Raw genomic sequence first — 10,819 nt, 5'->3', positions numbered from 1 at the left:
CACACCCCTTCGCGGACAGGCTTCTGATCAGGCCAACAAGGTGGGCCGGGCCGACGCCGGCAATCCACGAGGACAAGTCGACGCCACGGCACACCAACTGACAGCGGCCAGATCTTGCATGAGTCACTCATAGATCACCAACGTCGAACCCTACCGATACCAACCTCCCGGAACCGGCCCACCTATAGAAGCGTCGACGGGCTGGTGGGCGCCGGCTCGGTGGGTTCGGTCTCGCGTGTCCGGGGCGGGCGGTGGCAGACTGCGCCAATGGGCGATGCGACGGGGAAGCGGCACCTGATTCTCCTGCACGGCATGGGTGCCACCGGCGAGGTGTGGCTGCCCTGGGCGCCGCTGCTGGAACGCCGCTGGCCCGGCCGCTGGCTCGCCCCCGACCTGGCGGGACACGGCTGGTCGCCGCCGCTGCACGGCTACTCGTTCGAGGCCCTGGCCCAGCGCGTCGTCGACGGGCTCGGCCCGGTCCGGCTCGGCCCCGAGGACCGGCTGGTGCTGCTCGGGCACTCGCTCGGCGGGGTGGTGGCGCTGGCGCTCGCGGCCCGGCAGCGAGGGCTTCCGGTCGACGCGGTGGTCGGGCTCGGCATCAAGGCGGTCTGGTCCCCGGCCGAACTGGCCAAGTCGGCGGAGCTGGCCGCCCGGCCGGTCACCTGGTTCGCCACCCGTGACGAGGCGGCCCGCCGCTACCTGCGGGTCTCCGGGCTCGCCGGGCTGTTCGCACCGGACCATCCGGTGGTGGAGGCGGGGCTGCGGCGGGTGGACGGCCGCTGGCGGCTCGCGATGGACCCGGCCGCGTTCGCCGTCGGGGAACCCCGGCTGCCGGCCCTGCTGGCCGCCACCGGTGTCCCAGTGCTACTGGCCCGGGGCGAGCTGGACCCGATGGTGACCGAGGCGCAGCTCAAGGAGCTGGGCGCGCCGGTGGCGACGCTGCCCGGGCTGGGCCACAACGCGCACGTCGAGGACCCGGAGGCGGTGCTCGCCCTGCTCGACCCGTACCTCTGAGCGGGCCTACACCCCGGCGCGCGGCGCCGGGACCGCCCAGTCGGGTTCCAGTTCGCGGCGGGCGGCGGTGAGGAACGCCTCGGCGTACCCGTCGGCGGGGAAGTCGCCCAGGTAGCGGGTCCGGGCCGCCCAGCGTTGCGCCGCCTTCGGGTCGGCGTCGAGCAGGTCGGTGAGCACCTCGTCCACGTTGGACATGTCACGCCGCAGCACGTAGCCGGACGCCGCCAGCGGGAACCGCTCCACGAAGTGCTCGCCGTCGGCGCCGGTGTCGGTGACCGCGTACGGCTTGCCGGAGTAGAGCCAGTCGGAGATGACCCCGGAGACGTCGGAGACCAGCGCGTCGGCGCGGTTGACGCACTCGGTGAGCGTCAGCTCGCGGCTCGCGGCGGCGCCGAACAGGTGCGGCCGGCCGGTCTTCGCCCGGTCGGCGGCGAGCAACTCGGTGAGCCGGGCGAGCTGGCGGGCCGAGGCCGTGTTCTTGTCGGTGTAGGGGTGGGCGCGCAGGATCACCGCGGCGCCCCTGTCGATCAGCCGGCGGATCAACGTCTCGGCTACCGGCAGCGAGCAGTAGTTGGCGTCGGCGTGGTGCCCGGTCCAGGTCGGGGTGTACAGGACCGTGGGGTGCGCCGTGGAGCCGACCGGCTCCCGGCGTACCTCGATGGCCTCGACCTGGGGGCGGCCGACCACGACGAACTTGTCGGCGGGGATCTCCACGCCGGCGCGGGCGTACCTGTCGATCGCGGCCTGCCCGGCCACGAAGATCTTGTCGAAGATGGCCGAGACCGGGTTGGCGCTGGGGGCCTTGTCGCTGTCGCCGTGGTGCAGCTGCACGTGGGTGAGCTGGTTGAACCGGATCACGTGGGCGTTCTTCGCGCCGTGGTTGACGTAGAACGCCACCCGCAGGCTCGGCACCAGCGCCTCGTCGAGCGCCTTCAGCGTGGGGCAGAGGACGACCGGGGCGCGGGTGGCGGCGGCCACCGCGGGCAGGAGCTCCGGTTCGCGCAGCACCACCACGAACGGGCGGCCGATCCGCTCCAGGTACGGCAGCCACATGGTGACCTGGTACTCGGAGCCGGGCGGGGCGGAGAAGTGCAGCACGAACTCGGGCTGGTGGCGGCGCAGCGCGCGGCCGACCGGGCCACCTCCGGCGGGCGGGCGGAACCGGCGCCGGGCCAGGTCCAGCGCGACCGCCCCGCACCCGGCGCCGACGAGCAGCGCGGCGACGAGCGCCGTCCAGGCGGGCAGCGCCAGGGCGGCGGCGAGCGCCACCACGGCGAGCAGCACCAGCAGCGCATCGCCCAGCCGGGCGGCGACGACCGGTGTCCACGTGCGGACCGGGAGGTTCGCCGCCCGGATCTCCAGCGCGCCGGCCTGCCGCAGCGGCCCGACCAGCAGCACCAGCCCGAGCAGGACCAGCGCGGTGGCGGCCAGCGCCGGGTCGAAGCCGTCGTCGAGCCGCCGCGCGTAGCCGACGAGGATGCCGGCGGCGACGAGCACCGTCTCGGCGAGGCCGTCGGCGGACGGCCGGACCCGGCGCTCCCAGGCGGTCGCGGCGAGCGCCGCGACGGCCAGGGCCAGGCCCCAGCCGGTCGCCCCGGTGAGCGCCACGACGAGGAAGGCCAGCACCGCCAGCCCGGTGGTCAGCACCCGGGCGAGCAGCTTGCGGACCAGGTCACCACGCATCTGGTACGTCCCGTCGGGTTCAGGCGTCGGCGGACAGCTCGGACCGGTGCGGGCCCGGCTGGGCCGGCACGGCGGCGACCTGCTCGCCGGGGGACCGGCGCACGTCGACCACCTGGCCGGTCAGTTCGGAGATCAGCACGTCCAGGGACGCCTGCGCGACCGCCTCGGAGGAGAGCAGCGTGTGCTCCGGCTCCTCGCCGAACGCCCGCGTCCGCATCGGGGTGGCGGTGCGTTCCGGGTTGACGCAGTTGACGCGTACGCCGAACTCGGCCCACTCGTCGGCGAGCGCCTGGGTCAGGTTGACCAGCGCGGCCTTGGTGGCCGAGTAGAGCGCGTAGCGGGCCCGGCCCCGGGTGTACGAGCTGGACGTGTAGAGCAGCAGCTGGCCCTTGGTCTGCTGGAGGTACGGCAGCGACTGGCGCGCGATGGTGACCGGGCCGACGAAGTTGACGTGCAGGAGACGGTCCATCGTCTCCGAGTCCATCTCGGCCAGCGCGCCCTTCTCCAGGATGCCGGCGGTGACCACCACGTGGTCGATCCGGCCGGTCGCCTCGAACGCGGTCTTCAGCGCGGCGGCCACGTCCTCGGCGCGTTCGACGTGCGTGCCGGTGGTGGAGCGGCTGAACGGGAAGACCTGGGCGCCGTAGCCACGGGCCAGCTCGGCCAGGTCGTGGCCGATGCCGTAGCTGCCGCCGAAGACCACGATGGTCCGGCCGGTCAGCTCCTCGGCGTAGCTGCGGTGGTCGGTGAGGCGGGGCGCCTGGGCGGCGGCGAGCTGGAACAGCTTGTCGGCCAGGTGCACGTCGACCGGGTGGGTGACCTTGATGTTCTCGTCCGAGCCGTCGATCACCTTGATCGGCGTGCCGGGCAGGTAGCGCAGCACCACGCCGCAGTCGTCGGTGGCGGCGAAGTCGGGGTCGCCCTCGGCGCGGCGGTACGCCTCGCGGATGGTGCCGGAGCGGAACGCCTGCGGGGTCTGGCCGCGGCGCAGCCGGGAGCGGACCGGGATGTCGGTGATGCAGTCGTCCGCGTCCACCTGGATGATCGTGTCGGCGGACGGGATGGCCACGTCCACGGCCGAGTACGTCCAGAGCGCGTTCACGCACTCGCGCACGATCCGGGCGCTGACCAGCGGGCGGACCGCGTCGTGGAAGAGGATGTTGACGTCGCCCTCGCCGACCGCGTCGAGCGCGATCCGGGTGGTGTCGTTGCGGGTCTCGCCGCCCTCGATCACCTTGGTGACCTTGCGGAAGCCGGCGCCGGCGACGATGCGCCGCGCGTCGTCGACGTGACCGGTGGCCATCAGCACGATGATCTCGTCGATCTCCGGCGCGGCCTCGAAGACGGCGAGGGTGTGCTCGATGATCGGCTTACCGGCGATCTTGAGGAGCTGCTTCGGGATGCCCAGCCCGAGGCGCGTGCCGGTCCCCCCGGCGAGGATCACGGCCACCGTACGCGCGGGGCGCCAGGGTGCCGGGCTCGCCGGCGCGGCGTCCGGTGCGGTGGTGTGGTCCTGCGTCATTGCCGTACCTCACTCTGGGTGAAAGGGGATGGGTCCGAAAACCTTAACGCGTACGCCGGAGCGCACCGCTCCGGGCGGAACCCGGTGCGGTGCGCTCCGGGGCGCTACTTCTGGTTCTCGTACGCGTCGCAGACCTCCTTGGTGGGGCCGTCCATCTTCAGGACGCCGCTCTCCAGCCAGATGGTCCGCTCGCAGGTGTCCCGGATCGAGCCGATCGAGTGGCTGACCAGGAAGACCGTGCCGGCACTGTCGCGCAGTTCGCGGACCCGCTGCTCGCTGCGGACCCGGAACTTGCGGTCGCCGGTGGCCAGCGCCTCGTCGATGAGCAGCACGTCGTGCTTCTTCGCCGAGGAGATCGCGAAGCGCAGCCGCGCGCCCATGCCGGAGGAGTAGGTGCGCATCGGCAGCGAGGCGAAGTCGCCGCGCTCGTTGATCCCGGAGAACTCGATGATCTCCGGGGCGATCTTCTTGACCTCGTCCGGGTGCATGCCCATGGCGAGGCAGCCGAGCACCACGTTGCGCTCGCCGGACAGGTCGTTGAGCAGCGCGGCGTTCACGCCGAGCAGCGACGGCTGGCCCTGGGTGTAGACGGCGCCGCGGGCCGGCGGGAGCAGCCCGGCGATGGCGCGCAGCAGTGTGGACTTGCCGGAGCCGTTGCTGCCGATCAGGCCGATCGCCTCACCCTCGTACGCGGTGAAGCTCACGCCCTTGACCGCGTGCACCTCGCGGATGTTCGGCGCCTTGGTGCGGGAGACGATCCGCTTGAGCGCGGAGACCGGGGTGGTGCCGCCGCTCGCGCCCTTGTGGATCCGGTAGATCACGTGCACGTCGTCCACCACCACCGTGGGGACGCGACCCGAGTCGGTCACCGGGCCGGCGTTCAGCGGCAGGGTCTGCTCAGCCACGGCCGTACTCCTTCTCTCCGCGCCAGAAGTAGACGAACCCGCCGACGCCCATCACGACCGCCCAGAACAGGCCGAGTGCCCACAGCTTCAGCGGGGAGCTGATCAGGTTCGGCTGGTGCGAGTCGAGCAGCGCGTAGCGGGCCAGTTCGATGAAGACCAGCGGCGGGTTCCACTCCAGGATGTTCGCCGCCCAGTTCGGCAGGTGCTCGCGGATGAGCGCCACCGGGTAGAGCACGCCGGAGGCGTACAGCCAGGTGCGCATCACGAACGGCATGATCTGCTTGAGGTCGGTGACCTTGGAGCCGAGGCGGGCCATCACCATGCTCAACCCGACGTTGAAGATCGTCTGGAGCAGCAGCATCAGGGGCAGCAGCAGCCAGCGGAAGGTGATCGGCTCGCCGGTGAACAGCACGATCGCGCCCAGCACCACCATCGACATGAGCAGCTGCTGGAGCTGCACCAGCGTGACGGTGATCGGCAGCGCGGCCCGGGGGAACTGGAGCGCCCGGATCAGGCCCAGGTTGCCGGTGATCGCGCTGACGCCGTTCGTCGCCGCCGTCTGGGTGAAGATGAAGATGAAGATGCCGGTGCACAGGTACGCGATGAAGTTCGGCACGTTCCGGTGCTGGGCCAGGATCACGCCGAAGATCAGGAAGTAGACCGCCGCGTTGGTGAGCGGTGTCAGCACCTGCCAGAGCTGGCCGAGCTGGGTGTTGCTCAGCGAGGAGGCGACCTTCGCCCGCGAGTACGCGGTCATGAAGTGCCGGTACGCCCACAACCTGCGTGCGTACTCACCCAGGGCGGGTCGTTCCCCGGCCACCCGTAGCCCGTACCGCTGGGCCAGCTGGGCCCGGGTCAGTCCGGATTCGGGGTCGGCCACCGCGGTGTTGGCCATGTTCAGGCGCTCCGATCTTTCGTGCTGATGGGGAGCAGTGCGGTGAAAGAGATCCAGCGTGGCCGGGCGGGGAGGAGCCGCCTCGCTGCTGCATGGAAGGTAGTCCACCGAACGTCGGGACGCAACCGTACCGTCGTTGCGCTACATTGTTCCACGTGACGACCGAGAAGAGGCGTGCCCCGGCCGGCGCGGCGGTGCTGCGCGGGGAGATCACCAGTGCCATCCGCGCCGCCGTGATGCAGGAATTGGCCGAGGTCGGCTACGGTCGCCTCTCCATCGAGGCGGTGGCCCGCCGGGCCGGTGTGAGCAAGACCGCCATCTACCGCCGCTGGCGTTCCAAGCTCGACCTGGTGCTGGACATGGTCTCGGCGGTGGCCGGGCGGAACATCCCGCTGCTGGACACCGGCAGCCTCCTCGGCGACCTGGAGATCCTGCTGCACGTGATGGCGCGCGCGTTGCGTCACCGCCTGGCCGCGCAGATCATCCCGGACCTGCTGGCCGAGGCGGCCCGCAACCCGCAGATCGCGGAGAAGTTGCAGGCCGCCCTGGACGACTACCAGCAGGCCATCGGGCGGATCCTGATCGGCCGGGCGGTCGAGCGCGGTGAGCTGTCCCCGGACACCGACCGGCGCGCCGCCGTCGATCTCATCGTCGGCCCGGTCTACTGGCGGATGGCGATCTCCCGGGCGCCGCTGGAGCCCACCGAGGTGCCCCGGATGGCGGCCGCGATCGTCGCCGCGCTGCGGGTAGCATGCGTGGGGCCTGTACGCGACGAGGTGGAAGTCTGAACCCCGGGCCGCCCCCGGAGGGCCATCGTCGATCATGAACAGAAGGTCACATCCGGTCGGACAATCAGTGCAACCCGCTGGCTTTCCCGACAGACCGGTACCATCCCCCGAAATGTCTCTCATGAACCACGCGTCGACAGGAGGAAGCCCCATGGTCGGGCCGCATCCAGAGTTCATTCCCCCCGCACGGCCGATCATCGGCGAGGCCGAGATCGAGGCGGCCGTCCGGGTGCTGCGGAGCGGCCGGGTCGTGCAGGGCCCCGAGGTCGCCGCGTTCGAGGAGGAGTTCGGTGACCTCGTCGGCGGCCGGCACTGCGTCGCCGTCAACTCCGGCACCTCCGCGCTCCAGCTGACGCTGATGGCGCTCGGCTTCGGCCCGGGCGACGAGGTCATCGTCCCGTCGTTCTCCTTCGCCGCCAGCGGCAACGCGGTCCGGCTGGTCGGCGCCGAGCCGGTCTTCGTGGACATCGAGCCGGGCAGCTTCTGCGTCGACCCGGAGGCGGTAGCCGCCGCGATCACGCCGAAGACCGTCGCGATCATGCCGGTGCACCTCTACGGCCACCCGGCCGCCATGGACCGGATCATGGAGATCGCGCAGCAGCACGGCCTCGCCGTGGTCGAGGACGCCGCGCAGGCGCACGGCGCCGAGCTGAACGGCACCCCGGTCGGCGCGTTCGGCACCGCCGGGTGCTTCAGCTTCTACCCCACGAAGAACATGCACTCCCTCGAGGGCGGCATGATCAGCACCGCCGACGCGGACCTCGCCCGCACCCTGCGGCTGCTGCGCAACCAGGGCATGGAGCAGCGGTACGCCAACGAGATCGTCGGCGCCAACATGCGGATGACCGACGTGGCCGCCGCGATCGGCCGGGTGCAGCTCACCCAGCTCGCCGACTGGACCGAGCAGCGCCGCGCCAACGCCAAGTTCCTCGACTCGGCGATCACCGGCATGGTCACCCCGCCGGTCGCCGACGGCGCCAAGCACGTCTACCACCAGTACACCGTGCGGGTGCGGGGCGACCGCGACGCCGCCCAGGCCCGCCTCACCGAGCTGGGCATCGGCAACGCGGTCTACTACCCGACCCCGATCCACCGGCTCAAGCCGTACCTCGTCGACGGCAAGCCGGGCGCGTGGGACCTGCCGGAGACCGAGCGGGCCGCCGCCGAGGTGGTCTCGCTGCCGGTGCACCCGTCGCTGAGCCAGGCCGAGCTGGAGCGGATCGCCGAGGGCGCGAACCTGGCCGGCGGTGCCCGATGAGTGACGGCGGACGGAAGCTGCGGGCCGGCCTGATCGGCCTCGGCGCGATGGGGCGCAACCACGCCCGCGTGCTGTCCAACCTGGACGGCGTCGAGCTGGTCGGCGTGGTCGACCCGGCCGGCGACGTGACCGGCACGCTGCGCGCGCCCGTCGTGCCCGAGCTGAGCGACCTGCTCGCCCTCGGCGTCGACTACGCGGTGGTGGCCTGCCCGACGGCGCTGCACGAGCCGATCGGCATGGAGCTGGCCGCCAACGGCGTCTGCGCGCTCATCGAGAAGCCGCTGGCCCAGTCCGTCGACGCGGCCACCCGTCTGGTCGAGGCGTTCGAGAACGCCGGCCTGGTCGCCGGCGTCGGTCACATCGAGCGCTACAACCCGGCGCTGCAGAGCCTGCGTACCCGCCTGGAGGCGGGCGAGCTGGGCGAGGTGTTCCAGGTCGTGACCCGGCGCCAGGGCCCGTTCCCGCACCGGATCGCCGACGTCGGCGTGGTGATGGACCTGGCCACCCACGACATCGACCTGACCGCCTGGGTGACCGGCCAGCAGTACAGCTCGGTCGCCGCCCGCACGGTCTCGCGCAGCGGCCGGCTGCACGAGGACATGGTCGCCGTGGTCGGCCAGCTCGCCGACGGCACGATGGTCAACCACCTGGTGAACTGGCTCAGCCCGCTCAAGGAGCGGTCGACTGTGGTCACCGGTGACAAGGGCTGCTTCGTGGCCGACACGCTCACCGCCGACCTGACGTTCTACGCCAACGCCGCCATCGACACCGAGTGGGAGGCGCTGCGCGCGTTCCGCGGCGTGGCCGAGGGCGACATGGTCCGCTACGCCATCCCGAAGCGGGAGCCGCTGCTGGTCGAGCACGAGCGCTTCCGGGACGCGGTGGAGGGCAAGCAGAGCGACATCGTCACGCTGCGGCAGGGTCTGCGTACCGTACAGGTCGCGGCCGCCCTGCTGGAGTCGTCCGCCGACGGCAAGGTCGTGTCCGTCGCGGCCGACGGCAGCGACGCGGAGCCGGCACTGCGATGAGCCCGGCGCCGGTGCGGCGGACGGTCTCCGCGGTACGGCGGCGGATTCCCCGGCGGTGGCGCATCGCGCTCCGCCGGGCCGCCGCCGGCGCGCGGCCCTGGCAGACCCCTTCGGTACGCGAACTGTGTGAACTCCCCGCCGGCACGCCGCTGCTGGTGCACGCCGGCGGGATCACCGGCGACCGGGCGCTGGACGGCGTGCTGCGCGCGCTCGTCCGGCTGCCCGAGTTCCACCTGGCGCTGGTCTGCGGCGAGGCGGAGCGGGCGTCGGCCCAGGACCTGGTCCGCCACGCCGGCAAGGCGCGCAGTCGGGTCCACCTGGTGCCGCGCCCGCGTACCGTGACGGCCGCGTTCCTCGCCCCGGCGGACGTGGCGGTGTTCGGGTTCGACCCGGACGCCGGTCTCGACCTGCTGGACACCTTCCTCGCCGCCGGGCTGCGGGTGGTCGCCGCCGACAGCCGGGTGGTGCGCGAGCACCTGGCCCGGCACGGCGGCGGCGACCTCTTCGCGCCCGGCTCGCTGCCGTCGTTCACCAAGGCGGTGGAACGGGCCCGGCAGCGCGGCGGCGACGAGGCACCGCCGGCGCAGGAGCCGCCGGTCGCGCCGGTCGAGGCCGGCACGCCCGGCCCCTGGCGTCCGCTCGGTGCCGGGCCGATCCGGCTGGGGCTGGGCACGGCGAACTACGCCGGGCAGCTCTCCGCCCTGGCGGTGGCGATCACCACCGCCCGCGCCGACGTCGGCGTGGAGCTGGTGATGGCCAAGCCACCGGCCACCTACCGCTACCCGGCCGACCGCTACCTGAACTACCCCGGCGAACACCGGCTCGACGTGCAGATCGCCCGGGCCGAGCGGGTGCTCGGCTGGTACACCCACCTGATCGTGGACGCGTTCCGCCCGGTGCTCGGCCGGGCCAACGGCGACGACATCGCCGCGGACCTGCCCGCGCTGCGCCGGGCCCGGCTCAAGGTCGCGCTGCTGGCGCACGGCAGCGAGATCCGCCATCCGGGCGCGCACCTGGAGCGGCACGCCGAGTCCGCGTTCCGGGACGCCCCGGAGGACCTGATCGGGCAGCTCACCACCGTGGCCGAGCGGAACCGGCGCACCGCCGAGGAGAGCGGCCTGCCGTTCTTCGTGACCACCCCCGACCTGCTGGACGACGTGCCGTCCGCCACCTGGGCGCCGCTGATCGTCGACGTGGACGCCTGGGCCTGCGACCGGCCGGTGCTGGAACGCGCCCGGCCGGTGGTGCTGCACGCGCCGTCGAAGCGGTGGACCAAGGGCACCGACCGGCTCCTGCCCCGGTTGCAGGAGCTGCACGATCGACGGATCATCGAACTGCGCCTGGTGGAAGGGCTGCCGCACCACGAGATGCGGCGCCAGGTGCAGGAGTGCGACATCGTGGTCGACCAGCTCGTGATGGGCAGCTACGGCACGTTCTCCTGCGAGGGGATGGCCGCCGGGCGGGTCGTGGTGGCATATCTGAGCGAAGGGCCGCACCGGGCCGCCGGGGTCCGGCCGCCGATCGCCAACGCCACCCCCGGCACGCTCGTCAAGGCGATCGAGTCGCTGCTCGACGACCGGCCCGCCGCGGTCGCCCTGGCCGCGGAGGGCACCCGTTACGTCCGTGACCACCACGACGGGCGACGCACCGCCGAGGTCTTCGACGCCTTCCTCCGGTGACCAGCCCACCCACCACCCACGCCCGCACCGTCAACGAGGAGAAGCAC

General features: G+C 72.5%; 9 protein-coding genes. 5 read left to right on the top strand and 4 right to left on the bottom strand.

Annotation, left to right across the window (positions count from 1 at the left end):
* The first annotated feature begins 267 nt into the window (after positions 1-267).
* The gene (locus M8C11_RS06025; RefSeq protein ID WP_252448698.1) at positions 268-1,014 is read left to right on the top strand and encodes an alpha/beta fold hydrolase; all 747 of its coding nucleotides are present in this window, start codon (positions 268-270) and stop codon (positions 1,012-1,014) included.
* Positions 1,015-1,020: 6 nt separating this feature from the next.
* On the opposite strand, the gene M8C11_RS06020 is transcribed toward M8C11_RS06025, so the two are convergent.
* From M8C11_RS06020 to M8C11_RS06005, 4 genes are all read right to left on the bottom strand, one after another.
* Complete coding sequence (locus M8C11_RS06020; protein WP_252448697.1) at positions 1,021-2,697, bottom strand: CDP-glycerol glycerophosphotransferase family protein; 1,677 nt, start codon at positions 2,695-2,697, stop codon at positions 1,021-1,023.
* Between the two features lie 19 nt (positions 2,698-2,716).
* Positions 2,717-4,219 (bottom strand): bifunctional cytidylyltransferase/SDR family oxidoreductase, encoded by a 1,503-nt coding sequence (locus M8C11_RS06015; protein ID WP_252448696.1) that lies wholly within the window; start codon positions 4,217-4,219, stop codon positions 2,717-2,719.
* 104 nt (positions 4,220-4,323) lie between these two features.
* Positions 4,324-5,124: an ABC transporter ATP-binding protein gene (locus M8C11_RS06010; protein WP_091423599.1), complete on the bottom strand. Its 801-nt coding sequence runs from the start codon at positions 5,122-5,124 to the stop codon at positions 4,324-4,326.
* Positions 5,117-6,019 (bottom strand): ABC transporter permease, encoded by a 903-nt coding sequence (locus M8C11_RS06005; protein WP_120570717.1) that lies wholly within the window; start codon positions 6,017-6,019, stop codon positions 5,117-5,119. The genes M8C11_RS06010 and M8C11_RS06005 overlap by 8 nt, the downstream gene beginning before the upstream one ends.
* Before the next feature lie 155 nt (positions 6,020-6,174).
* Between M8C11_RS06005 and M8C11_RS06000 the strand changes: the two genes are divergently transcribed.
* From M8C11_RS06000 to M8C11_RS05985, 4 genes are all read left to right on the top strand, one after another.
* Complete coding sequence (locus M8C11_RS06000; RefSeq protein ID WP_120570716.1) at positions 6,175-6,807, top strand: TetR/AcrR family transcriptional regulator; 633 nt, start codon at positions 6,175-6,177, stop codon at positions 6,805-6,807.
* Between the two features lie 151 nt (positions 6,808-6,958).
* The gene (locus tag M8C11_RS05995; protein ID WP_252448695.1) at positions 6,959-8,065 is read left to right on the top strand and encodes a DegT/DnrJ/EryC1/StrS aminotransferase family protein; all 1,107 of its coding nucleotides are present in this window, start codon (positions 6,959-6,961) and stop codon (positions 8,063-8,065) included.
* Complete coding sequence (locus tag M8C11_RS05990) at positions 8,062-9,093, top strand: Gfo/Idh/MocA family protein (RefSeq protein WP_120570714.1); 1,032 nt, start codon at positions 8,062-8,064, stop codon at positions 9,091-9,093. The genes M8C11_RS05995 and M8C11_RS05990 overlap by 4 nt, the downstream gene beginning before the upstream one ends.
* Positions 9,090-10,772 carry a glycosyl transferase family 1 gene (locus tag M8C11_RS05985; RefSeq protein WP_252448694.1) on the top strand — a complete coding sequence of 561 codons (1,683 nt, stop codon included), beginning with the start codon at positions 9,090-9,092 and terminating at the stop codon, positions 10,770-10,772. Before M8C11_RS05990 ends, M8C11_RS05985 begins: the two co-directional genes overlap by 4 nt.
* The last annotated feature ends 47 nt before the right edge of the window (positions 10,773-10,819 follow it).

It is taken from the genome of Micromonospora sp. CPM1 (assembly GCF_023896895.1).
Taxonomy (GTDB): Bacteria; Actinomycetota; Actinomycetes; order Mycobacteriales; family Micromonosporaceae; genus Micromonospora; species Micromonospora tulbaghiae.
The sequence above is the reverse complement of the archived record's forward strand: the minus strand, read 5'-3'. Positions and strand labels throughout refer to the sequence as shown.

Bases quoted from the DNA above. Each gene is read 5' to 3' on its own strand.
- M8C11_RS06025 (WP_252448698.1), top strand. From the start codon at position 268: ATGGGCGATGCGACGGGGAAGCGGCACCTGATTCTCCTGCACGGCATG.
- M8C11_RS06020 (WP_252448697.1), bottom strand. From the start codon at position 2,697: ATGCGTGGTGACCTGGTCCGCAAGCTGCTCGCCCGGGTGCTGACCACC.
- M8C11_RS06015 (WP_252448696.1), bottom strand. From the start codon at position 4,219: ATGACGCAGGACCACACCACCGCACCGGACGCCGCGCCGGCGAGCCCG.
- M8C11_RS06005 (WP_120570717.1), bottom strand. From the start codon at position 6,019: ATGGCCAACACCGCGGTGGCCGACCCCGAATCCGGACTGACCCGGGCC.
- M8C11_RS05995 (WP_252448695.1), top strand. From the start codon at position 6,959: ATGGTCGGGCCGCATCCAGAGTTCATTCCCCCCGCACGGCCGATCATC.
- M8C11_RS05990 (WP_120570714.1), top strand. From the start codon at position 8,062: ATGAGTGACGGCGGACGGAAGCTGCGGGCCGGCCTGATCGGCCTCGGC.
- M8C11_RS05985 (WP_252448694.1), top strand. From the start codon at position 9,090: ATGAGCCCGGCGCCGGTGCGGCGGACGGTCTCCGCGGTACGGCGGCGG.